The sequence below is a fragment of the Clostridium sp. genome (assembly GCF_050717545.1).
GTDB lineage: Bacteria > Bacillota > Clostridia > Clostridiales > Clostridiaceae > Clostridium_AD.
This window is the reverse complement of sequence record NZ_JBOITN010000001.1, coordinates 23,345-49,728: the sequence shown is the minus strand read 5'-3', so window position 1 is coordinate 49,728 and position 26,384 is coordinate 23,345. Positions and strand designations below refer to the sequence as shown.

General features: G+C 33.0%; 19 protein-coding genes. 1 reads left to right on the top strand and 18 read right to left on the bottom strand.

Features of this window, described 5'->3' with window-relative positions:
* Positions 1–409: 409 nt before the first annotated feature.
* From ACREVX_RS00230 to ACREVX_RS00170, 13 genes are all read right to left on the bottom strand, one after another.
* Positions 410–2,554: an ADP-ribosylglycohydrolase family protein gene (locus tag ACREVX_RS00230; RefSeq protein WP_431542020.1), complete on the bottom strand. Its 2,145-nt coding sequence runs from the start codon at positions 2,552–2,554 to the stop codon at positions 410–412.
* A gap of 326 nt (positions 2,555–2,880) precedes the next feature.
* Positions 2,881–3,777 (bottom strand): ribokinase, encoded by an 897-nt coding sequence (locus ACREVX_RS00225; RefSeq protein ID WP_431542019.1) that lies wholly within the window; start codon positions 3,775–3,777, stop codon positions 2,881–2,883.
* 3 nt (positions 3,778–3,780) lie between these two features.
* On the bottom strand, positions 3,781–3,915 hold the full coding sequence (locus ACREVX_RS00220; protein WP_431542018.1) for an RbsD/FucU domain-containing protein: 135 nt from the start codon (positions 3,913–3,915) through the stop codon (positions 3,781–3,783).
* 65 nt (positions 3,916–3,980) lie between these two features.
* Complete coding sequence (locus tag ACREVX_RS00215) at positions 3,981–6,065, bottom strand: glycoside hydrolase family 36 protein (RefSeq protein WP_431542016.1); 2,085 nt, start codon at positions 6,063–6,065, stop codon at positions 3,981–3,983.
* A 27-nt stretch (positions 6,066–6,092) separates the two neighbouring features.
* On the bottom strand, positions 6,093–8,228 hold the full coding sequence (locus ACREVX_RS00210; RefSeq protein WP_431542015.1) for a Sip1-related alpha-galactosidase: 2,136 nt from the start codon (positions 8,226–8,228) through the stop codon (positions 6,093–6,095).
* A 100-nt stretch (positions 8,229–8,328) separates the two neighbouring features.
* Positions 8,329–10,077, bottom strand: a complete 1,749-nt coding sequence (locus ACREVX_RS00205; protein ID WP_431542014.1) for a sensor histidine kinase — start codon at positions 10,075–10,077, stop codon at positions 8,329–8,331.
* Between the two features lies 1 nt (position 10,078).
* Positions 10,079–11,653 carry a response regulator transcription factor gene (locus ACREVX_RS00200; RefSeq protein ID WP_431542013.1) on the bottom strand — a complete coding sequence of 525 codons (1,575 nt, stop codon included), beginning with the start codon at positions 11,651–11,653 and terminating at the stop codon, positions 10,079–10,081.
* A gap of 120 nt (positions 11,654–11,773) precedes the next feature.
* Complete coding sequence (locus ACREVX_RS00195) at positions 11,774–11,980, bottom strand: hypothetical protein (RefSeq protein ID WP_431542012.1); 207 nt, start codon at positions 11,978–11,980, stop codon at positions 11,774–11,776.
* Complete coding sequence (locus ACREVX_RS00190; RefSeq protein WP_431542011.1) at positions 11,956–13,704, bottom strand: DUF3863 domain-containing protein; 1,749 nt, start codon at positions 13,702–13,704, stop codon at positions 11,956–11,958. Before ACREVX_RS00190 ends, ACREVX_RS00195 begins: the two co-directional genes overlap by 25 nt.
* Before the next feature lie 94 nt (positions 13,705–13,798).
* Positions 13,799–15,424: an extracellular solute-binding protein gene (locus tag ACREVX_RS00185; RefSeq protein ID WP_431542010.1), complete on the bottom strand. Its 1,626-nt coding sequence runs from the start codon at positions 15,422–15,424 to the stop codon at positions 13,799–13,801.
* An 81-nt stretch (positions 15,425–15,505) separates the two neighbouring features.
* Positions 15,506–16,399, bottom strand: a complete 894-nt coding sequence (locus ACREVX_RS00180) for a carbohydrate ABC transporter permease (RefSeq protein ID WP_431542008.1) — start codon at positions 16,397–16,399, stop codon at positions 15,506–15,508.
* Between the two features lie 10 nt (positions 16,400–16,409).
* Entirely contained in the window at positions 16,410–17,390 is a 981-nt protein-coding gene (locus ACREVX_RS00175) for an ABC transporter permease (protein ID WP_431542007.1), read from the bottom strand.
* A gap of 261 nt (positions 17,391–17,651) precedes the next feature.
* Entirely contained in the window at positions 17,652–18,548 is an 897-nt protein-coding gene (locus ACREVX_RS00170; RefSeq protein WP_431542005.1) for a helix-turn-helix domain-containing protein, read from the bottom strand.
* 123 nt (positions 18,549–18,671) lie between these two features.
* Between ACREVX_RS00170 and ACREVX_RS00165 the strand changes: the two genes are divergently transcribed.
* Complete coding sequence (locus ACREVX_RS00165; protein WP_431542003.1) at positions 18,672–19,985, top strand: ADP-ribosylglycohydrolase family protein; 1,314 nt, start codon at positions 18,672–18,674, stop codon at positions 19,983–19,985.
* A gap of 138 nt (positions 19,986–20,123) precedes the next feature.
* Here the strand turns inward: ACREVX_RS00165 and ACREVX_RS00160 are convergent, their stop codons facing one another.
* The 5 genes from ACREVX_RS00160 to ACREVX_RS00140 all read right to left on the bottom strand — a co-directional run bounded on the left by ACREVX_RS00160 (position 20,124) and on the right by ACREVX_RS00140 (position 26,372).
* Entirely contained in the window at positions 20,124–20,366 is a 243-nt protein-coding gene (locus ACREVX_RS00160) for a DUF2922 domain-containing protein (RefSeq protein ID WP_431542002.1), read from the bottom strand.
* 627 nt (positions 20,367–20,993) lie between these two features.
* The gene (locus ACREVX_RS00155; RefSeq protein ID WP_431542000.1) at positions 20,994–21,800 is read right to left on the bottom strand and encodes a hypothetical protein; all 807 of its coding nucleotides are present in this window, start codon (positions 21,798–21,800) and stop codon (positions 20,994–20,996) included.
* Entirely contained in the window at positions 21,793–22,242 is a 450-nt protein-coding gene (locus ACREVX_RS00150; protein WP_431541999.1) for a TFIIB-type zinc ribbon-containing protein, read from the bottom strand. The genes ACREVX_RS00155 and ACREVX_RS00150 overlap by 8 nt, the downstream gene beginning before the upstream one ends.
* Positions 22,243–22,356: 114 nt before the next feature.
* On the bottom strand, positions 22,357–23,220 hold the full coding sequence (gene dinD / locus ACREVX_RS00145; RefSeq protein WP_431541998.1) for a DNA damage-inducible protein D: 864 nt from the start codon (positions 23,218–23,220) through the stop codon (positions 22,357–22,359).
* Between the two features lie 131 nt (positions 23,221–23,351).
* Positions 23,352–26,372 (bottom strand): type I restriction endonuclease subunit R, encoded by a 3,021-nt coding sequence (locus ACREVX_RS00140; protein ID WP_431541996.1) that lies wholly within the window; start codon positions 26,370–26,372, stop codon positions 23,352–23,354.
* Positions 26,373–26,384 lie beyond the last annotated feature (12 nt).

The following is a 26,384-nucleotide window of genomic DNA, read 5'->3' as shown; positions in this document are numbered from 1 at the left end:
ATCCAAAAGTTTTGTTGATAACAAAACTAATGTTTCATTCCTTTAAGGTATATTTTCACTTTTCAAAGTACAATTTAAATCTGAAAATTTTTAATCTAGTTTTTTCATAGGCTAGTTAACACTATCTCTAAAATTTAATATTATTATAACTTTAAGTATAATTTGCCACTTAAATTAAGTTTTTACTCTTTTTATGTTTGTCAAATTTAGAAAAATAAAAGAATCTTGAAAACTTAATATTTTCAAGATTCTTTATATACATTTCCCATTCAACCCTCAAATTTATCGCCTTTTTCATATACATAACATCATACATTTTAGGTTGAGCTTTAAGAAACCTATTTTAAAAAATTTATATATCCAATAACAATATTCAACTACCCAACCATTAAAAGAATTACCTTTTATTTTATTTTACTTGAATTTTAAAGCTTTTATAATGTGTATGGCTTCCCTTAAAGTTTGAAAATCCAACAGCTCCGTGTAAATATGGCTTATCTTCATCTTTATATGTTATTATAAGCTTACCATCAATATAAACTTTAAATTCATTTTCAAATGCATCTACTCTAATGTTGTAGTATTTTCCTATTTCCCATATGAATTCTGATTCACTTAGTGATAAATACCCATTATTATTCTTGTAGAGTTCTATTTTGTTAAAAGGTGACAATCCTATAGCATAAGAACGTATTGCTCCTTGTACTCTAAAATTTATATTATGATATTCCCCCAATTTAGGTATTACATTAGCTTCAAAACTATAATTTTCCCAATAGAAATCGCCAGTATAAGCTTCTGCTGAATCACCACAATAGCTGCCGCTTAGTTCACCATCTTCTAACCCCCATATTCCTCTCGCGTAAGTCATTTGAGAAGGAAGCTTATGGAAGGCATCCCAGCACTCCATTCTTTCATTTCTAAAATCTATTGAGTAATTTGCTTTTCCATAAATACGCATATCATCGATATATGCTGTTAATGCGAAATCCCAACTACGATCTTTTTCTTCAACCACAAAGTATTCTATTCCAGCTTGTAAGATAATAGCATCTTTCAAATAAGGAATACTATAAGTTAATTTTGTCCACTCACCACAAACTAAATTAACTATTTCACCTTTGTAAATATTGCCTGTATTTCTATCCTTTATATAAACTGCGGCTCTGATATCAATATTTTGACTTGGTAACATAGTCCAAACCTCTATAGTTTGTCCAGGATATAATACAGGTGAAAATTCTGGTTCATAACGATTGTCATTAAAATCCTCAGGAGCATAATAAGTCTGATAAAACGCCCTATATTCACTACCACTATTAGCTTTAGGAACTATAAACTTTAAGGATCTATTACCGCTATGAGAGGCTTCTTCAGTGTTTATAAAGAACATTTTACAATCCTTGCCGTCTAAGTTTTCAGATCGAAAACCATGGGTTGAACCTGGCAATTCGAAGTGGAAATATCTTTCCTTTAAGTTAAATTTATCTTTCCATATTTCAGGCATTTCCTCTCCTGCTATTTTATAAGCAAAGCTTGCGGTATAACTTACTAAAGATGGAATATCTACAATATTTAATGAACCTATTACACTAGAAGCACATAAGAAATCATTTATTGGCTCCCTCCAAGACTTATCGATTCCTTCAAGACCATTTAAAACGCCAAGTATAGTGCCTATATTTCCAACATTACAATCAGTATCCCATCCACACATGTTGCCTATATTTATAGTCTTTGAGAAATCACCCTCTCCATACATCATTGCAAGAATCATTACTGCTGAGTTAGGAATAATATGGCATACACCTGGATATAAATGATATCCAAAATTCTCCTCAACATATTTAAATGCTTTTCTCCAATCTTCAGGATTAGTATGAAAGTACTTTATAACTGCTGTAGCCATTCTCGTGTATTCACAATCAGCTGGAATTAAAGATAAGCCTTTTAATATTACTTTTTCTATGTCCTTTTCTACAAAGGCTTCAGCAATACAAGCTGCCACAAATTGGCCACCATATATGCCATTTCCACCATGAGTTACACTTGACATCTTTTCTGCGTATTCTGCTGCAAGCTCTGGATTACCAGGGTTTATTAATCCCCATACATCACTAAATATTTGTCCACCTATTTGCTCTGCCACAGCTACACCATTTTGCTGTATAGAACCAGAACGTGGTGCCATAATACCAGATTTAACATTGGAGTAGCCTGTATGCTCTGTAGAATTTCCATACCCACCCCACCAGAAAAATCCATGTCCATCCGCTACATAATTTATTAATGTAAGCCCCATTTGTTCCGCAGTAATTTCACTATTATAAGTGTAATCCTCCAATGCTCTTAAAAAAAACATAGGACCATTAGTGTCATCATCTGCAGCAAAATTTTTAAAATCATAAGGGTATGTTGTGATTTCCCCAAAAGTTTTCTGTATTCTATCATAACTCCAACCTTCTGTATTAGAACCATGGCGTACTCCTATAATTTTACCTAGCCATCCGGCATATAGTCTTTGTAAATAGTCTTGTGGTATTTCTTTATTCATATTGTAGCCTCCTAAATTAAATAATTACTTTGTTTTCTATATTCTTTGGTCAATTACCTTTTGAGCATCGTTTTCTAAATAGATATTTTTAATATTAATTTATTCTAGTTTTACTAAGTTTCAATTTACTATTAATACTATTATATTAAATTTAATTAATTAATTCTTCGCAGAAATGATCATGACTATGCGGAATCAACCAAAATTTAAATATGTTTTTGGATATGTTTCTGCCCCACTTATGTTAAATAATTTCAAAGAGCCTAGCACAATTATTTTTGGGGTAATCTTATGGTTAATAACCTACTATCCTTGTTCCATAACCTTTATTCATCATGTTTATCGTTCCTTTCCAGTACCTCTTTCATAAATGGTATCGAAATTGATGCACCTTTTTTGGATACTGCTAAACTTGAAGCCACAGTCGCCAAGTTCAAACATTCACTTGGCGATTTATCAAGTATTAACCCTGCCACAAAATAACCCAAAAATGTATCTCCAGCAGCAGTTGTATCTACTACTTCTGTTTTTAAAATTTGTTCGGTTAGACGAAAATTATTTTCACCGTACATTGATCCATTTTCTCCTAAGGTTAAAACTATTTTAAGGTTGGGGTATTTGTAAATTAATTTATCTATTATTTCTTCTTCTTGCAAAACATTTGCAATAGCTTTACCCTCAATTTCATTTAATACCAACAAATTAATCATATTAAAATCAATTTCTATAATTTTTTTATCGATAGGAGAAGGATTAAGTACAATTCTCATTCCTTTTTTATTAGCTTTATTAATAATGTATTCTAAATGATTTATTTCATTTTGCAGAACTAATATATCATTAGCTTCAAAATGATTTAGCACAAAATCTATATATTCTTTTGTTAATTCTTTATTTGCACCTCCGCACAACAGAATAGAATTTTGGCCTTTGCTATCTACTTGTATAATTGCATGTCCTGTATATGTTCCATCTAATGAAACAAAATCAGTTTTTACACTATTCTCATTTAAAATTTCCACTAAACTTCTACCATCTGTTGAAACTTTACCTGCATGATATAAATCAACTCCAGCCCTTGCTAAGGCTATTGATTGATTAAGCCCTTTACCACCACAGAAAACACTATATTTTGTTGAAGATATAGTTTCTCCAGGTTTGACAAAATTAATAACATCATAAACCATATCTATGTTAAGCGAACCAAAATTCAATATTTTCATAATCTACTCCTTAAAATTTACTCCTATTTGCAAAATACAGTTAGAAAACGTAGAAAACTCTCCAGTCCTTATAACTCCCTTGCAATTGTTAATTTCTTTCTTTAAATTCTTCCAATATTTCTTTATTTTCTTCAGCAATTTCTTTAGCCAAATATAGTTTCTCTATATAAATGCATCACCTATATCAGTATCAATTACTTATGTTAAATAATTTCAAAGAGCCTAGCACAATTATTTTGGGGTAATCTTACAGTTAATAACCCACTATCCTTGTTCCATTTATAAGTGCAGGCTTTATAGAATGGATAAGCACACATCACCTCTGCCATCTTACCCTTTAATTGTTTGATTGGAATAATTAAACTATCTGTATGACTTTGCAGTCTCCACACTGCAAGGTATATTTTATTGTTACATTTCATTCCTAAACTTATCCATTCATCAGAGAAGTTTGGAAAGCCGATAGGCCAGAATGGGAGTGAGTTAGGTATATATTTTCTAATTTTTTTATAACAGTCTATTCCTTCTTTTACAAGTTCAAAACGTTCTCTTGAAATTTCAGCTAATTGTCCACTTTGATGTACCCTCATGAGCATTGCATTTATCATATTAAATATAACCTCTTCTGAATCTCCATCCCTTAAAGGGTAAGACCATACGGCACATTGCTCAGGAGTAACTGCAGTAAGTACAGATGCAGCAATATTTGCATTTTTAATATAATCTGTCTGATCACTGCTTGATTGGATGCTGTGACGACTTAAAAGAGAATAATCCATCCTCATACCACCACTGCCACAATTCTCAATAACTAAATCAGGATAACGTTCAAATACCTTATCCAGCCATTTTAAATATGCACGATTATGCTCCAAAAGTCCATCCCCGAAGCTGTATGCATCAGTTTCTGTTCCTATCCCAGCATTTATGTTGTAATCCATCTTAATATATCCAATACCGTATTCATTAACCAATCTTTTTATTACTTCATCTGCATGCTCCACTACTTCAGCATTTCTAAAATCAAGCTGGTATCTCGCATGATCTATTACTCTTTTACCATGCCGTTTGAAAAACCAATCATCGGGCACTTTATTCGCTAAAGGACATTTTACTCCCATTACTTCTATCTCGAGCCATAGCCCTGGGACCATTCCTTTTTTAATAATATAATCTATTGGCTCTTTTATACCGCCAGGAAATCTTTCCTTAGAAGGAAGCCACTCTCCAACACCATCCCACCATGGACCATCAGAATACCACCCACAATCTATGCAAAAATACTCACACCCTGCTTCAGCAGCTGCATTAATCAATGGAAGAAGTTTTTCTGTTGTGGGATCCCCCATAAGACAGTTCATATAATCATTAAATATTACCGGTAGTTTTACGTTATCTTTGTTTGGTCTTCGTAATATTCTTCTATATTTTGTAATTTCGCCCACAGCTTTTTCAAAATCTCCACTAACAATACTTATTGCAGCCGTAACTGATATAAATTTTTCTCCAGGTTCCAGTCTCTTGCACCAATGGTTTTCATCTTCTGTAGGACCACTTAACTGTAGGTACAACTCATCTGCAATGTCGCTTATTTCCCAATGCCATGAACCATTATTCTCAATCTGCCAAAGTAAACTAGTACCACATTCAGTATTTTCATAACATCCCATGGGCAGATATTCTGATGATGACCAAGTTCCAGTACTACTGCAGGATACACGTTTCATAGAAAAGTCATTTAATCTTGATAGACCTAAATTTTGCAAACTGGAGCTTTTCCATTGTGCTTCACCAAGCCAGGTGTTATGGGCAATATGCACTTTGCTTTTTTCATCCCACTGGGTAATTCCTTCTTTAGAAATACCGGTTAGGCAAAATGAAGAAATATATTCAATTTCTTTATTTTCAATACTTATATTAGTAACCTCTGTCCATGATCTTATTACAGAAATGTCCTCATAAAATTGTATGTTTGACTTTACTTTTAGATATGAATCTTCCATCATTATTTCAAGCTTTCTTCCATAAACATTCCTATAATCCCTATGTTCTTTATACTTAAGCAAATTCCCAGGTTTTGAACCTGTGTGTTTAGAACCATGATGATCATCATGATCTTCTCCTGCTATCTGTAATTCAACTAACCTATACCATCTTTTATTATTTTCATTTATTACTGTTACCTCATATGGTAATGGTGAAAAATGCAATAAATTTACATCACCGTCTTCAGTAACTTCTATAACCAAATTAATACTGTTTTCATTAATAGAAATAGTTTTTTTCATAAAAAACCTCCTTTAATTAACTGTTTTCTACTGTATTTCTATTATGACATTTCCTTCTTCATCACTGCAATCTACAATCAATAAACCTTTTTCTTTAGTAAATGCACCTTTTTTACCGTTCACTAAAATACTTTTAGGCATTACTTCAGATGCGAACCCGAATAAGCCACCCTCCTTAAGTCTTACTAATAATTTATACTCAGTACTGTAATAAAAGTCTACAGCTGCCACAGCTATGTATTTATTAATGAGACCTAAAGGCAGAAACTTTCCTTTTACAGGAACAAGAGTAAATAATGACAATTCATTATTACTATGTTTAATTTCCCACTGACTTTCTTCATCCATAATTCTAGTTTCACCCGTAAAATGCTCATGTACTAAGTATCTTGAAGATTCATAACCTGGGATATCCTTAAGACTTATGTTTCCCACGACTTCTTCTTCTCTAATATTTATGTTAAAACATGCAATTACATAAGTTTCTTTTACCTTATTCCACAACTTTAAAGGTATCTTCTCTTCAAGGGGATTTACCATCAAACAATCCACTGTTGGTAGCGCATTTTGATCACATCTTAGTATACGTCCATCCTTTAACATAACTGGCCACAGTTGCTCAGCAACAGTAGTTCCAACAGGGTCACTTACATATATAGGTCCTCCGCTTATAGCTCTAAGCACTCCATTATTAACTGCCTGTTCATGATTGGTCCACCACATATCCCAATCACCCCAGATGAAATTACTAGTGAAAAAGGAGTTATAGGCGTTTTGCAGTGCATGTTCCTTAAAGCTGTCCTTTTTACTTGGAAAAAAGTCATCGCTGTTTCTTGATATAGAAGACATTGGCCTGTGCCATAGATTTTCAGAGCCCATACCCATACAGTTGATCATTCTATTATCAAAGTTTTTCCCAACAGAAGCCTCTAAAGCCCCATGTGCTTCTTTTGTTGCTTTTCCTATGGACACATTGTTCTTTAGCATGTTGACTAAGCAGCTTTGATAATCCACCTTAACAAAATCAACACCTTCATTTCTCAAATAGCTATGCCATTTATTCCAAAATTCAAAAGCTCTACTTGCTTCTGGATACGGAATGAGTTTCCCAGCCTTTGTTTTATATAAACTTTGGGGCATTTCTGTTGCTATTGGGCCTTTATCATATATACCATTCCAATAACCTATCATAGTGTGCCACACACCTACCCATTCTAATCCATATTCTTCCTTAAGTTTCTCGATTATACCACCGAAGCCTTCAGGAAACTTAACCTTATTAGGTTTAAATGAGTTTAAGTGATAATCTACATCATCAGACCAACCCGCATCTACAATAAACCACTTTGCTGGTACCCCTAGCTTCTTAAATTCCTCAGCTTTATCCATGATGCCTTTCTCATTAATATCGTAATAAAACGCATCCCAACTGCACCAGCCAAAATACTCTAACATATCTGGATATCGCCTTTGGCCTCTAGTTTTACCACCTGAGCCTAAAAGCTTTAGTCCCATTTCTACTAATTTCTTAGATAAATCAAAAGGGTTGTCACCAGTGCCAATAAAAAAGCTAGTAGCAACAAAATTTGTATGCCCACTGTCATAAGGGGATAGCAATATTTCTATATGCTTTTCCTTACCGCATAGTTCAGTCTTAAATATATCATCACACACAGGTAATAAATAGTTATAGGATTTTTCATCCTTCCAAAGTAATGATTGTGTCCTTGGTGGAAGCTTTGAAATATCTTTATCAAAATGAGGACGTGTCCACCAATCCGAATGCATATAGTTTGCCATTAGTCCCTGAATACTACTTAGACTTTCTACTTTAAGCCTTACACCACCAATAGATTCAATACACCTATACTTGGCACCTATATCCTCACTTTTTACCTTTAATTCAATAGTTGTATATAAAAAGTCATGAAAACAATGGAAATTAAGCTGAAAATTCACTTCATCCTTCTCATCTATATATTCAAAAACATATTTTTTAGACTCTCCTAATTTAGTCATATCGTCCTGAGAAAAAAAATTATTAAGTTTGGGTTCTAACACTGTTTTATCATCGAAATAAATAACTGGTGATACTCCTGATAAAATAATTTCATCATTATAAAATACCACTAGTTTCTCATTATTTAGCTCTACCTTATACATATAGTCACTCCCTATTTTTTATTTTTATACTTATTTAAACAATTGCCCAGTACTTTAAGATTGCCTCTATATCAACTAAAACCCTACAGTTATATAACAATTATTCCTTAAAAACCGGGATAACAATACTTACTGTTGTACCTATTCCAAGCCTACTATATATGCTTACACCGTACTCTTTTCCAAACTGTAATTTTATTCGTTCATTAACATTTTTGATACCATACCCAATGGAATTTTCATTAATACTTAATATTTGATTAAGGGTTTCTGGTCGCATTCCCAAACCATCATCAATTATCTTAAATATGATTTTGTTTTCATCTCTATAAGCGAGTACTCTTATATTTATTTTTCTTCCCATGAACATACCATGCTGCAGTGAATTCTCTACAAAGGGTTGGAGAATTATCTTAATAGTTTTATATTGGAGTATACCAGGTTCAATATTGTAGAACACATTCAATCGCTGACTGTGCTGCATCTTCTTAATATCAATATAAGCTTTTACCTGCTGAATTTCATTTCCCACAGTTATTATAAAACTTCCTTTGTTTAAAGTAAGCCTGTAAAAGGACACAAGCCTATCAATTACATCATTTAGCTTATCCACTTTCCCTAATTGAGCCAAGGTGCTGACTGATGCCAAAGTATTATATAGGAAATGAGGGTTGATTTGTGATTGAAGAACTTGAAGCTCCGCTTGAGCCTTTCGTGTATTTGTGACATATATTTCTTCTATCAAATTATTGATAGTAGTTGCCATTTCATTCATAGCTGTTGAAATCTGATGAAGCTCATCGTTATTTGAAGTCTTAAGTCTTTTATTAAATTCTCCATCTCTAAAGGAGTTTATAAAGCTTACAATCATTGATACCTGTTTAGAAAAATGCTTTGAAATCAATATACTAATTAATGTAAAAACTAATAAACTTATGCTACAAACAATGATGGATAGCTTTCTTACTCTAGCGGCACTTTCCTCCAATTGCGCTACAGGTACATGAATCATAAACCGTAAGTTCATTTGGGGAATTTTATTTTCTATTACCAAATACTCTTTTGAATTGCTTATTCTTAGGAGTTCAGCTTTACTGTAATCAGAATTACTGAATACGATATTATCATTACTATTTCGAACAATAAGATAGCTACCCTTACCAATTTTTGAAAACTGATTTATATCGAACAAATCCTCAAACTTTATAGTAATACAAATATATCCCAACTGAGCATTGCTAGCACCAAGTTTTAGTACATCATCCAAATTATAAAGTCTTTTTATATATGATATACTTTTAAGTTCCTTATCATTAGCTATCTGAATCCAAGCTGAATTTCCTTTTAATTTTTGGAGAGAATTGTACCAATCAAATTTCATAACGGAGCTAACATGTTGAATATTGATGCTTTTCTCCATTACTACTGGTTTTTTTTCTAACCCTTTGTTAACTGCGTAATTTTCCGGTATAGTTGCATTATTCAAAAATAAGAATAACCGATTTGAAGTAACAGGTAGATTAATAAGTGGTACCATATACCTCCTCAGGTATTGTTGAATATCCACTCCTTGTGAATCGCTATACTGTTTGCTCAATACCTTTTGGAAGGACAGATCATTAAACATATAATCCGCTATGCTGGTTATTGATTTAAGTTTGTATTCAATGTTATCATTTATTTGCTTACTAGTTAAATCCAAATTTTCATTGGTGTGTTTTTTTAGAGCTTCTAATGCAATATTATAGGAAAAAAATCCAACTATTACAATTGGTAAAAGAACAATAATAAAATATGATAGTGTTAGCTTTAGTCTAAAAGATATATTTTTATCTGTTTTTGTTTTCACCCTAGTCGCCTCTCTTTTTACGGTAGTCTCTTGGTGAAACACTAAAATACTCTTTAAATTTCATATTAAAATAAGTCATATTTTTATAGCCAAGTCTGTCCGCCACTTCATAAATTTTTAGACTTGTGTCTTCTAGCAGCTCGCCCACTTTTTTTATCCTCATCTGCCCCATATAATTGCTAAAGTTCTCACCAGTCTCCTCCTTAAATAAAGATCCAAGGTAATTAGGGGAAATTGAAAAGTTCTCAGCAACCTCCTTAAGCGTTACATTTTCTTCTAGGTGTATGGTAACATATTTCTCCACTTTATCTATAATAAGGCTTTTTCCTGATTGTAACTTCAATTTTATCTGCTCTGCCACTGCTTTCATAATATTACTAATCCAAATTTCGACATCATCAATAGTCTCAAACTTATACAGAATATTTAAACTCTGTCTATTGAAATTCAATAATAGGAATAGGTCTTCATTTAATGTATTCAAAAAATCATCTAGTTTGGACACAAGATAAAGTGTAGTATTATAAACTGTCATTTTATCATGTATTTCCTTCAAAAATATAAATAATTTATCAAGCTGTATCTGAATATCATCAATACGATAATCTTTTACTGATGCGAACAAAATCTCAAGTATCTCTTTTAGATACTTTTCATTATTCTTATCTTTTTTAATTTCTGTATTACTATATAGTATTACTTTTCCCTTCCCATTAAACATTTTAAATGACAATGCTTTCTTTGCTTGAGAAAAGGAAGTTCCAGCCTGCTTCCACCTTTTAACCTCAAGACCTAGTCCTATAGTAATTGAAAGTGAGATTTTTTTAGTTACATATTCTATGAGTTCCTCTAAGCTTGTAGTAAGGTTCTCCTTTTCATTTATACTGATTATAGCTATGTGGTCATTATCTGTTTTACAATATAAATCCTTATGTCTACTATCTAACCAATCAATAATTATCTTTTTTGTATATGTTAAAACCTTTTCACGTTCCTCTTGGTCATATTCACTAAACTTAAGTTCAATATCATCTATTTCTATTATGGCTACACAAAGTGAAAATTCATCTGTTAAAAGCTTTCTATCTTTTAGAACTGTTTCAACACTATCTGCTTCACTCTCTCCATATAGCCATTGCCTCATCAACTCATTATTTAAATATCTTGCTGAGTTTCTAATCTTGTTTTTTATTTTCATTCTTTCAGAAACTATTTTTCCATACTCTTTCAATTTTAACCTTAACTCGTTATAATTAACGGGTTTTAAAAGATAATCCCCAGCATTCATTTGGATAGCTTGTTTTGCATAGTTAAAGTCTGCATGTCCACTTAAAAATACAATAAATACATCAGGTATTAACTCCTTGGCTCGCCTAGCAAACTCAAGTCCTGACATTACAGGCATTGCAATATCTGCAATTATCATTTCGGGTTTTTCCTTATCAACAATTTCAATGGCTGAAAACCCATCAAAGGCTATTCCTATTAGTTCCATACCTAATTCCGACCAAGGAACTAATTGTTTTAGACCTTCTAAAACAATGCTATCATCATCAACAAGTAATACTTTCAACATGATGTTCTCCCTTCCTCATTAGCTTAAATAAAATATACTCTGATAAACTAATGATATTATAAGTTTATATATATTGCAATACTTCCAATTTTTAGAAATATTTACATACTTATAAAACTTTTATAATATGGGTTTATCTGCATCCTTAAATTTATTCTGTCGGTATGAATTATAAAACTTCTCAATATCTTTACTATTACCGCAGTAGCAACACTTTATGCAGTAATATTCATCATCTTTGTTATCATAGTTTAAAAAAACATCTATTTCCCGGGCAAAGCATGCAGGACATAAATATTGTTTTATATCTTTTCTATCTTCAGCCATGATTTAAGTGTCCCTCCCTTCGTTACTAATTTATTTAAGGAAAGAGTGTAAAAGGGTGCAAATAAATAACCTTCCTTAAAACTTCCTTCATCAACAGGATCATATGGCATCAAAGTAACCTTTGAATTAATCTGAGGTATAACAGCTTCTACATATAATGGCACGTCCACCTTACTAGAGCGACACTTATAATCATATTTTATAGTTTTCTTCATGCCGCTAGAATTTGCAATACTTAATTCTATACCTCTCATATCTTCAGGATACTGTGTTGTTCCAAATCCGCCTCTGTGTATTTCTGTAAGTGTAACACTCACATCTGGTGATGATATATCTTTAATGGCTCTCTCGATAAGTATTTTCCCACCACCATAAAATGAGTAACTAGATTGAGCAGTAACCTTAATATCACCAAAGTAAACCTCAATAGGGTCCATTACAACACCAGTGTAGCCTTCAGCATTTGTGACCGGGTTACATTTTGTACGATATTCATGTATCATCTTGGTTATTCCATTACATGAAATACTAAAAGTGTGTATAGTACCTCCAGGACCTCCTCGATGTTCAGTACTAATCAAAAATGGATAATTGCCATTCCAAAGATGATCTGTATCAGGTCCAATATTTCTCTCAAGCCTACCTGAATAAGCCCTAAGATCACAGATAGAACCACCCATATTAGGATCAACTGCCACACGCAAATATGGGTCCACAAACCAAAACATCTGCCTTTTTGAACCACATAAAATATCCTCCCAAAGGTTTACTTCAGGTTTTGCTATTTCAATATTTTCTCTATACCAGTCTGCAAACTCTGTCATAGTTAATGATTCTACCTTACCTTCATCAATTTTTTTCTTCAGATAGCATAGGGCTTTTGTGTAAAGTTCCTTGGCATCTTCTAAGGAATCAACAAACCCCTGTCCAGGTGCTATCCATGGAGAACTAACAAAAAAGCTATAATAAGAATAACCATTATACTTTGCCTGTTCTATCCATTTATCAATAAATCTATACATATACATGCTTTCATTACCATTATTAATCTTTGCTCTCATAAGATTTATAGGATGGCTAGCAAAATAATCATCTCTACTAGTTAAGGCAAGAAGCATATCCCTATTAAGATGAGGTAACCCAACTATTCCAGCGTCATCTTCTTTGCTGAGTGCAGGGCACAAACTGTTTGTCTTAGAGGGATAGTATGCCCCCCAAGGTCCGCCGTCACTAAAAAGATACCAGCTATGGTTGTTTCCCTCATACATTTTTACGCCTTCCTCAAAGCAATTTATAATAGACACTTTCACAGATGGATATTTTTCTTTAATAATGTTTATTGTCTGTGCGTCGAATATATATGACCCTACTGACTCTGGATAAAAACCGAATCCTTCTTTAAATTTCTCGAAAAAACTTGTTATAATTGCTTTTTTATCTTCCACAGAATAAAAATATATTGCTTGTTCCTCAGTTTTAAATTGTTCCTTAAATTCCTCATTCACCATACAGTGAAAGTGTATCCCTATTTCATCTCCATATATTGCTCTCTGACCTTTTATGTAACTTACTATTTCTCCTTTGAAAAGTGCAGGGTAGGTAACCAGATTTGTAACTTTAAGATTGAGTCTATGCGCTTCCTGCAGTTGAAATTTCAGAGCATTTATATCCTTCTCTTCCGAGTCAACCCGGTGTATTACATTTAAATACATCTTATTATTCATTTAATCACGTCCTTCTTTAAACTTTTAACCTAATGGGAGTTTCAGATATTAATAACGGGAGAGTATGTTTCCATACTATCCCGTTAATTCTTAATTATTTAGTGTTAAGATTTTTCTGCCAACTATCAGTCATAACCTTTAGTACTTTATCAAAGCCAAGTTTAGTTGCATTTGCATCTGCAGACTCAATTTCTTTCTTTGCGTCTGCCTCGGTTTTGGAAAGGACAACCTTAGCTATATCCTTAGTGAGTTCATCCTTAACTGATTGATATATTATGCCTTCTTGAGATGTAGGATCAGGCGTAATGTTTAAATACTCATCAGTATTATAAGAAAACTTTTGAGAAATTTTTGTTTCTTTTGCAACATCCCAAGTCCCTGCTTTAGGTGGATTCTTTTCGTTGTCATAAGCTGATGCTACTGCATTCCATGCCCCGTTTGCAACCCAGTTAATTTCACCAATCTCACTATAATCTACTTTATTTCTCCATTTATCGGTTAGTACCGGAACCTTAGTACCCTCATAGTCTACAGTTTCATCCCAGTAAAGACCCTTTGGTCCATAATTTGAAATCATCTGTCCATCTGGTCCTGTGAGCCAATCAAGTAATGCATAAATTTTTTCTGGATCCTTGGCACTATTGGTAATTACGGTATGGTTCCAACCAGCCGAACTGTAAGCTGATGGTGTAACTTTACTCTTATCTATACCTGCCTTAGCTGGTGGTTCTATCTGTGCGTATCCACCTTGTGGGTCATTCTTTCTATATGCTTGATCAATTTCTTGGGTTCCACCTAAAGCATCATCTGCAGCAAAGGCTCCTATTTTACCGTTATTAGCTTTTTGAGCCCACTGTTCCTGCTTCATGGTAAAGTCTTCTGAGGACATAAGGCCTTCTCTATAAAGCTTATTTACATATAGAAGGTATTCTTGATATGCAGGATCCTGAAATACTGATTTCAGCTCGTTCCCTGATTTATAGAAAAAACTTTTCGCAGCTTCCTTATCTCTTTTTTCTGCAAAAAGACTATAGAATACGTCACCTCCAGTAAGTCCAGCTCCAAAGGACATCGGAATCACATCAGGATACTTTGCTTTTATACTTTTTAAATAGCTATAAAAATCATCAAGATTATTAATTTTTGGTTGTCCCAATTCCTTGTAATACTTTTCATTAAGTACAAAACCTGAATTTCCCAAAGGATGTTTTTCATTTGTATACCAATTCGGTACTCCATATAACTTATCATCCACCGGAGACGCTAAAACCTTCAATCCCTTTGGTGTTGACCACTTCATTAAGTTTGGATACTTTTTAACATAGTCATCTATAGGATGTAGCACTCCTGCTGAAACTAGCTGATTAGTATCAGCACCTCTCTCAAGTGTTATAATATCTGGTAACTCACTTGAAGCAATCATTGTTGCAAGCTTTTGCTTTGAAGCACCATTAGAGGTAACCCACTTCACCTTGATACCATAGGTGTCAAGAAGATATTTTGTAGTTGTGTCAGTACCCCAGCCTGTATCTCCTGCCCAATCATAGTTAATGTACCACGTAAGTTCTGTATTTTTAAAATCCTTTAATGCAGAAGTTTGAGTAACATCTGCTGGTTTTGTAGAATCCACTTTCTTTTTACATCCTGTTACTATGGTACCCAAGCTTAGAGCTAAAGCTAATGATACTAATAGAGACTTACTTAATAAACCTTTTTTCATTTCTCGTTCCCCCTCTTATATTTGTAATATATCATAATAAAGCTTTAAAGCTTATAATGAATAAATTTAATAAAATAAAACCTAACCCTTTACTGATCCAAGCATAATCCCTTGAGCAAAATATTTCTGTGCAAAGGGATAAACAATTATTATTGGTAAAGTAGCCACAACCATGGAGCTTAATATTACAGCCTTTGATGTAACTCCACCAAAGCTGCTGACAAAAGCTGCTGCGTTACTGGATTGTGATGCAAGCTGCTCCATGGCAGATGCAGCATTTATCTTTTGATTTAACAATGTCTGTATTGGAAGAAGATTTTTATCGGTAATATATATACTTGCTGTAAACCAATCATTCCAGTGTACTATTGCAGTAAATAAAGCTAATGAAGCATATACTGGCTTTGATACTGGAATTATTATTTTGAAAAAAGCAGTGATATAATTACAACCATCTATTCTAGCTGATTCTTCAAGGGACTCAGGTATTTGTGAGAAAAACGATCTGAAAATAATCATATTCCAAACACTTACTATCCCTGGAAGTATAAATACTAAAAAGTTATTATTAAGATGAAGACCCCTAATTAAAAGATATGTTGGGATTAAACCCCCAGCAAAATACATGGTTACGATACACATTCTAATGTAAATTTTCCCACCTATCAGTTCCTTCTTTGACATAGCAAATGCAAACATGGAGGTTACAATTACGGAAATAGTTGTTCCAATTACAGTCCTTGCAACCGTAATACCAAATGCACGAAACATTGAATTATCCGAAAAAATTACTTTATAGTTATCTAAGGTAAACTTCCTGGGCCAAAAATATATTCCTCCATTTAGTGCATCCTTGCCATCATTAAATGACAAAACTACTGAGTTATATATTGGAAATATACATAAAAATGATAATATAATTAGACAAAAGATTATAAATATTTGAATTACTCGTTCACTTCCTGATTCTTTCATAATATCCTCCTTACCATAAACTTGTATCGTTTATTTTTTTTGCAGTATAGTTAGCAATTCCTAGCATTATTATATTTATAACTGATTTAAACAATCCTGCTGCAGTGGCATAGGAATACCTCATATTCGTCAGACCCTGCTTATAAACATATACATCTAAATTCGTAGCTACATCCGCGAGAATAGCATTTTTACCGTTATTGGTTAACAATAGAATATCCTCAAAACCTGAATTAAGTATATTTCCAACGGCTAAGATTAAAAGTATAACAATTGTAGGCGCAATACATGGCAGCGTTATATTGAATATTTTTTGAAGTTTAGTTGCACCATCAACATTTGCAGCCTCATACAAACTTGGATCAATTCCAGCTATGGCAGCTAAATATATTATTGCTCCAAATCCTATCTCCTTCCATATGCCTGTTGAAACAAGTATTCCCCAAAAGTATTTTGGAGAAGTAAGGAACTCAAGGGGTTTATGTATAAGATCACTAGATGTCAACATACTATTAATTATCCCATCAGAAGTTCCGTAAATATTAAATACAAATCCTGCAACAACAACCCACGATATAAAATATGGCATATATGTTATTGTTTGCACTGCATTTTTAAATCTTTTTGACTTAACTTCATTAAACATTAAAGCAAGAATTATTGGTGCTGGGAATCCAAATATAAGCTTTAATATGCTTATAACAAGTGTATTTCTCATAATAATAGGGAATTCTGGAGCATTAAACAACATTTTAAATTGCATCAAGCCAACCCATGGACTTCCAGTAAATCCTTTGAATAGATTATATTGCTGAAAAGACATCAGTACACCCCACATAGGTATATAGGCGAATACTATAAGCAAAATTACGGCTGGTATTACCATAATTTGCAAGTCCCATTGTTTGAGAAATCTTTTTGAAAAGGGGATATTTTTTTTCATTTGACCATTCATTTTTGGTTTTACATTAATTTCTTGTCTCATATTCATATCACCTTCCTCTTATCTTAGATTTTTTTATGAAATCATTTACACTCTTATAATATACCATTTAGCTACTATTTTATATCTCTAGAATCAACTAAAATATATCTCAAATCAACTGAGATTATGTTATTATTAGGGGTATATGTAGTAATAAGAACAGAAAACGACTATAGATATATAAAAATATGGTAACAACTAATAATATACTATATTTATTAGTTGTTACCATATTAAATTTATTCTTCTAAAGTAATCAAAGAGATGTTAATAAACTACACCTATAGTGTGATGGGCAGCACGCCATTCAAGTGGGGCTACACCTTTTAGTCTTTTAAAATGCCTGTTAAAACTGGATAGAGAATTATAACCCACCTTAAGAGCAATATCAAGCACCGAATAATCGGTGCTTTCCAATAGTGAAGATGCAGTTTGAATCCGTAGGGTTACTATATATTCAAGCGGAGAAACCTTCAAAGCAGTTTTAAAATGTCTTCTAAAGCTTGTAAGGCTAGTATTACACAAGGAGGCCAAGTAATCTATCTGTATTTGATTCATATAGTTTTTAGAAATATAATTAATTGCAGGTATAACCTTTAATATATCAAAGTGCTGAGAATGAACGCTTGTAGTATCTTCAACTTTTATTAATCGACCTATACTTTTTAAAAATGCCCAGGTAAGCCCCTTTATTACTGAACGATAGGAGTTTGAACATCCCGTAAGCTCTGATATTATTACTTTTACTATGTAAACTAAATCTTGATATTTATCTGGAGATAATATATTTATAAAATCAGCACTGCCTTTTACAATATTAGATATCATCGAAAGCTCGTTAATACTGATTTCTGATAAAAGCTTCTCTGGATCTAAGGATATGAAATGCCATACACTGGCCTTACCTTTCTCACTCTGAGCCTTATGAAATTGGTTCTTAAAAATTATTGATATATCGCCTTTAGAAAAGGGAATTACCTTATTATTTATTATAAAAATTCCTGAACCTTCATAACAATATCCTATTTCAAGACAATTATGAGTATGAAGCCCGGTAACCTCCTCACTAAGTTTATGAAGATCTAATATAGCTATTGGAAAGTTTTGTGGTAAATTTATTGGCTCATATTCAAATATATATTTATTTTTTGGTTGATTATGCATAGTCATGCTCCTTTCTGAGGAGAATTAATTAATTAAATTTATTATAATAGTATTACTAGTAAATTGCAACTTAGTTAAACTAGAATAAATTAATATTAAAAATATAAAGGGAGGATGAGTTATATGCCATATGTAGATATTTCTAAATTTGAAAATATTAAAGCTCTAAGCGATAGTATTTGCGAGTACAGTAGACTCAAATGCGAATATGGATCGGAGGATTTATCAGAAATTGTATCAAAAGTAGAAGAGACTTTAAATGCTGCTCTTTCTAAAGTTAAGGCGGCTGCAATAGATAACGATTTAGCTTTAAAAGAGCCTGATGATTTAGAGGCAATCAAGAGGCTTAGGTCACAAGGACCAAGAAAGTTATTGGATAGTCTCGATAAGGATACATACAGAGAAAAGCTTGAAGGAGCCTTTCTTTCTCGGATGGCTGGCTGTACCTTAGGTGCACCAGTAGAATTTTGGACTGTTGAAAGTATGGAGAACTGGGCTGAATATATTGGAGACGCCTTTCCACCGGTAGATTATTGGTCCGAGATAACTAATCCATCAGCTTTAAGATATGAAAAAAGTAAGTGTTATGATTATACTCGAAAAGGACTTAATGGTGTACCAGTTGACGATGATATAGTATATACGCTTCTAGGGCTGTTAATAGCTGAGGATTCAGGAGTTAACTTTACTACAGAGGATGTAGGTAAAGGTTGGATAAAATATCTTCCATATGCATGTACTGCAGAAGATGTTGCTTTGAAAAACTTAAAGAAAGGTATAACTGCCTTAGAGGCTGCGGATGTAGAAAATCCATATTGTCAATTCATAGGTGCAGACATACGTTCAGATCCTTGGGCTTATATGGCTCCAGGTTATCCAGAAAAAGCAGCAGAAATGGCATATAAAGATGCTTATCTAAGTCATAGAAGGAACGGTATTTATGGTGAAATGTTTTTCAGTGCTACTCAGTCTGCTGCCTTCGTAACTAACAATGCTGTTGATGCTATTAAAATAGGCCTAACTGAAATTCCTCAGGAATGCGCACTATATAAGGATATAGAATGGGCACTAAGTGTTGGCACGAACATAAAGAATTATAAGGAAGCTCGCCTGGCTGTAGAGGAGCGTTTCATAGGTATGGCAGGGGCTCATACTAATAATAATGCATGCCTTACAGTTTTTGGACTTATGATTGGAGGAAATGATGTTACAAAGGTTCTTTCTGAAATTGTAGCAATGGGACTGGATAACGATTGTACTGCTGCAACCGCAGGCAGTATAGTTGGGGCCATTGTAGGAATAAAGGGAGTACCTGCGCACTGGTATAAAAACTTCAATAACACTGTTTTATCATATCTTATTGGTCAAGATGAATTTAAGATAGATGACTTAATCAATAGATTTATGAAACAGGCAGTGGAAGTTTTTAAACTCTAGGATTAGTCTTAATAAATTTAAAATAATACCAATTATCTCAAAAAGAGAAAATTGGTATTATTTTTATTTAGCTAATTCTATAACTTCACATAATTGTTTGATACATCGTGTGATTCTGATTGGCCGCTTCGCATCCCACTAAGGTAACTGTGACTTGAAAAAAACAGTTAATGAAATAAATTCTATCTGTACACCTATTTGAGCATCTTTCTTGTCAGTTAAGCTACCATTTGCTGATGCAAAAATGTTGTTTATTATAACTAAATCCATTAGAGCATTTACCTCTTCTTCTGTTACAGTTGGTACTCCATTTTCATCCTCTCTAATGTCATCTACAGTTAAATTGAAATACTTTCCCTCGATACTTGTTAAAAACCTCATTACTAAGTTATACTCCCATCGCTTAGTTAAATTTCAGTTAAATTTAATCCAACTCTACTTCACCATACTCTGTGTAATAGGTGCTTTAACAGTTCCCATCATTTTCAACATACCCTACGCCATTGGATCTAATTCTTTTATGCAATCTACAATGAAAGTTCCTAGCACTAATTTTAGATTATTTTATAATTTAACATAATTGTTTTATTATTCATGTTACTCTGCTAACTTCTATTGCAATTATAGCCATGATCTACTTTATTTAATGCCAATATTAAATAAAGTAGATTTTCCTTTTCCTTAATAAGACTATTAAAAATAATTTTACTAAGGTGTCGTATCAGCCAATCAATAGATAACATCAAAAAATTAATAGGCACCCCAAATTATTGAGGTACCTACATTCGTCTTGGTGCGTCGGACAGGAGTCGAACCTGCGACCAACTGGTTCGTAGTTAGTTTTACCGCTTAATTATCTTTAACAAGTATTAACTTATATTAACTTTATATTGAGTATTACCAACGACTACAGGCTTTTAACTTAACTTTTATTAACAATGAGTAATATGTATTATGGATAGTCATGTTAGCAAAATGTTAGCATTATTTAACTTTAACGCCTCAATTTTATAGAGGGATCATCGTCTTCACATAGACTATGAACTTTTCAACATTGGTACAAAGTTCTATTGCTGTTGGTAAATTAGTTATAGCTACCTTTAGTCCCATTATGCAAGTCTTAACAAGTCCTTTCTTAGGTGACTCATTCTGTAACTCACCTTGTATTGTTTCTATGTTTTCTTCGATCATTTCTTTTTCGTCACTTGAAATATTATCATTTAGGAGAGTTTTAATAACTTCTATTAATTTTATTAGCTCATCTGAATTAGTACCATTATTCTGTACTGCATTAATTGTTGACTGGCCTTTTGATATATTAACTTGTCCACCATTAACTGTAATCAAATACTTTGCCTCCTCATCATAACCCATCTCAATTCCTATTCTTGTTAAATATGCTTCAATATTATTTATAAGCACTAATGACACACTATTATTGAAGTCTTTAACCATTGTCTGATATTCTTTAGCATCTGAATAGCTTCTCGCTATTGACGTAATACTTATATCGTTTTCATAAATATATTTTAATATATTATATACAGTATAGACTTCCTCTTCAATTGTATTTCCTAAACTAAATATCATTCGCCCATAGCTATTACTGACTTCTTGTATTTCTTTATCAATTTCAAAGTTCTCTCTCTTACAAGACTTAACATAATCATAAATTATAGAACTGCTTTCAATATAGCTTATAAACATTTTAAGTACAGACGGAATTTCTAAATACAACACTCTTAGCAATCTATTTGCCCTACAGTTAAAGTTATAGCTAATAATTTTCAATTCCTTCTTATTTATATTAATCATACTTCACCCCACAATATGGACAATGGCTGCCACACATTTTTATTAATGGTTTTATTTTTGCTTCTCTCTTGCAACATCTATATTTTTGTATCTCCAAAGCTTCTACCCCCGCTACAATAGGTGTCTCTGCTTCTTTTTCTGATTGATTACCAGCTTTAAATGAAAGAGTATTACTACTAAATTGTCTTTCCCATCTTTTCATCTCATCAAATATCATATTCATTGCGACATTCTTTGCCATTTTCAATGACAATTCAATTACATCATCAGTCAAGTAATTTTCACTTTTTAATCCACAACATGGACACCATATTTCAATAACGTCATCGGCCTCCATTTCACTAGGTTTCATTTTGAAATATTCTCCACATAGACTACATCTTAATAAGACAAATCCATCACTATCTGTTGGAACAGAGATTTCCATTTGTACGTCACCCATATTCCATCCCTCCCATTAATAATAACTAATTTATTTACAATAGGTCTTTTAGAGTTAAGTGCTTTCTCAACTCACCAACTGTTTGTTAGATATCATCAAAAATTTTACCACGCTTCATTCATCTATCTCACTATCTTCAGGTAATTTACCCGCTTGCTTTGCTATTTTCTTTTGTTCTGACTTCACCCTACGTTCCAATTTTTTAATATCTTCAGATGGTGGTAGCTTTTCTGGCTGTATTCCCCTCTTACCAAGCATATCCCTAACACTCTTATTGTTTTGAATATGTTCAACAGTAATCTTATATTCACCTTGCAAATCACTTTCTTTAACATTGTAATTTGACATTTCATTTGCAAGATTTTTTGCTGCAATTGTTAGCGTTGGTAAAAAGTCTGCCAATGGCCTATTATCCTTAACTGAAAGTTTTTGTTTCATTTCTCGTGTAGAATAGCCCCCAAACAAAGCATTGTCACCCTTTGAACGAATCCGTCCAAAACCTGCGTCGTCCACGCCACGCTCATAAATATTTTGAGACAACTGCTTTTCAGACTCCTTTAGCCTATCACGAGCCTCCATTCTTACAAGAAAGTTCATTCTATCTTCAATAAGTTCTTGCTTTCTTGTTTGCACTGCAAAATAACTTTGAGCAAATGCGATCTCTTCTTTTTTTGTATCACCATTTTGAGCTATTAAATAACAAGCATATCTTGTTAACATGTAATCAGCTATATTTCTTTTTGTTCCACTTCCCAGTTCAACCATTTTCGTGACGTCACGAAAATGGTCTTTAGCCTCAATCCCACTTGTTTCACAGGAAGTCAATGCTCTTTTAATTGTAGTTTCAAAATTTTCCCAACGCTTATATCCAAGTAATCCTTGCAATTCTCGAGCATACCAAAACTCAGTGTTTTCATCTAAATTATGAACTATTGAATCAAATCTATTTTTAATCAATGATAAGTTTTGTTTATCCATCTTATAGTACCTCCATTTTATTAAAGTAACACTACACCTCATATCCAATGACTGTTAAAATATTTTTGTTTATGGATATCAAATTCAATTTTGCCTCTTGCTATGCTCTGAATAACATCATATCGTTATCTCTATATTCCAGCACTCATCAGCTCTGCTTGTTTGATAACTATGCTTACAGCTCCATCTGCTCTTTCTGGGGGATATTTGTATTTCCTAAGTAATCTTTTAACCATTCTTCTCATAGCGGCCCTTGCTGATTCCTTTTTGTCCCAATCTATTGTCTTATTCTTTCTTACCATTTCAGTTAACTCATGAGCCATTGCTATTAAGGTGGTATCTTGCATCTCCTCTAGCACTTTAGGGTCAGCCACTAGCGCCTCGTAAAAGGCATATTCTTCTACTGATAGACCTTTCTCTTCCCCTTCTTTTACGGCGGTTACGATGTCTTTAGAAAGGTTAAGTAGTTCTTGTATTACTTCCGCACTTGTAATCATTCTATTATTATACTTCTTCATTAAATCTTTTAATTTTTTAGAGAACAACTCCGATTTAACAACATTGCTTCTTTGGAATACTTTTATATTATCCTCAAGTAACTTTCTAAGCAACTCGGCAGCTATGTTCTTATGCTTCATGTTTTTGATACTATTCATGTATTCCTCTGATAATATTGATATTTCAGGGTTAGCTTGATTAGAAGCTTCAAAAATGTTGAATACTCCTTCTTGTTGTATAGCTTGTTCTATTATTACCTCTATTCTTGCATTCACTTCATTAGCAGTAAGCTTACCTCTATTAGCTACCTTACATACACCAGCTTTTACTCCTTTGAAATATTCTATCTCTTTCTTTTGATTTTCATTAAGCAAGGCCTTGCATAATGTTTCAGCTTGACTTAAGGCTGTTGCCTCTCTAATAAATAGCTTAGAATCTTCTTCACCAAATCCTAGGGCATAGTTAATACCCTTTAACAAAATATCTAGTCTTGCTTTAACTGATTCTCCAAAGAATTCATTATAATCAAAACCATAAAAGAAGTCTTTCATTATCTCTAGTTTCTCTAGTGCTACGTTTAACGCCATACTCACATCAGGCACCTTGTCTTTATCTCTGTTGGTATATTGGTTTAATGCATTTTTAAGTTCCGCTGCCATGCCTATATAGTCGACCACAAGCCCTGCTTCTTTATCCTTATATACTCTATTAACCCTGGCAATTGCTTGCATTAAGTTATGTCCCTTCATAGGCTTGTCTATATACATAGTAGCCATAGATGGAACATCAAATCCCGTTAGCCACATATCAACTACTATGGCTATCTTCATTTCACTTTTTTCATCCTTGAATTCAATAGCTAAATTCTTTCTATATTCCTTATTGCCAATGATATCATGCCAATTTTCATGGTCTTGATTACTTTCTGTAATAACCGCTTTTACCTTGTTAATCCAATTTGGCCTTTCGGCTAATATTTCATTATAAAGATTTATTGCTATCTTTCTGGTCATACATACTATCATAGCTTTTCCTGTAAGTACGTATTGGCGTTCCTCGTAGTGCTTTATTATATCTTTAGCCAGCATTTCAAGTCTTTGCTTTGAACCTATTATAGTTTCTAGTTTAGATAGGTCTTGCATGGATTTATCTATAATATATTGAGTAGTTTCCTCTGCTACTCTAGCATACTCCGTGTCTATTTGCTTTAAAACTACTTCATCTAGTTTTAATTTAGCAGTTCTATTTTCATAGTAAATGGGAACAGTTGCTCCATCTTCAACAGCTTGTGTCATATCATATACATCAATATATTCTCCAAAAATATCTCTTGTAGATTTATCATTAAAATCTATTGGTGTACCTGTAAACCCTATAAACGTAGCATTAGGAAGCGCATCACGCATATTTTTTGCATATCCATACTTCCATTCACCTGTAGTTCTATTAAGCTTGGCCTCTAATCCATATTGTGAACGATGAGCTTCATCAGCTATAAAGATTATATTACTTCTCAGAGATAGCTCATTAGGATTCTCCTCGAACTTCTGAATGGTTGTAAATATTATTCCACCAGCATTTACACTTAGTAGCTCCTTAAGATGTTCTCTATCCTTAGCTTGTTTAGGCTCTTGTCTAAGTAATAGCTTTGAGCAAGCTGCAAAGGTTAAGTATAATTGGTTATCTAAATCATTTCTATCCGTTAACACTACAACTGTAGGATTATTTAGCGTTGGATCTGTTACAAGTAATCCTGTATAAAACACCATAGAGAAGCTTTTACCACTGCCCTGAGTATGCCAAACTACCCCTACTTTTTTATCATGATTAGCTAATGATTCCTTGGTTCTGCTAATTGCCTTGGTCACAGCAAAATATTGATGATACCCTGCCACAATCTTTACGTTATTACCTTTTACATCTTGATATAAAATATAATTTCTAATAATATCTAGCAACCTATCTTTTCTAAATACACCATCAAGTAGCACATCAATGGGATTAAACACGCCTTCAGGTGCTTCTCCATCTCTAGACTTCCATACCATGTATCTAGAAAAATCAGCTGATATAGTTCCCACGCTTGCAGTCACTCCATCTGATATAACGTTAAAGGCGTTATAGTAAAACAACGATGGTATATCTAACTGATAGTTCTTTATCTGATTATAAGCATTTTCTATAGTAGTATCATTCTTCATAGCGTTCTTAAGTTCAAAAACAACCAAAGGGATTCCATTAACATATATAATTATGTCTGGTCTCTTTGTTTTAAATTCTTTGATGGTATATTGATTAACTACTTTAAAATCATTAGCATTAACATTTTCAAAGTCTATAAGCTTAACTTGAAAGGTTTTATTCTCATCTCCCTTTTTATAAGGAATCAAAACGCCTTCAACTAAACGCTTGTGAAAAGCTTGATTAATTTCTACCAGCTTAATTAACCCTAAGTTCTTTACCTGCTTATAAGCTTCTTCTAATATATCTTGTGTTATTCCTTTATTTATACTGGCAATATATTCAAAGAATTCATCTTTAATTATAACTTCACTATAATCACGTTCAATACTAGGTCCATATAGATGTTCATAGCCTGCAGATTGAAACTGTTCTATTATTGCTTTTTCCAAGGTGTCTTCCGTAAATGCCATTGGTATCACCTC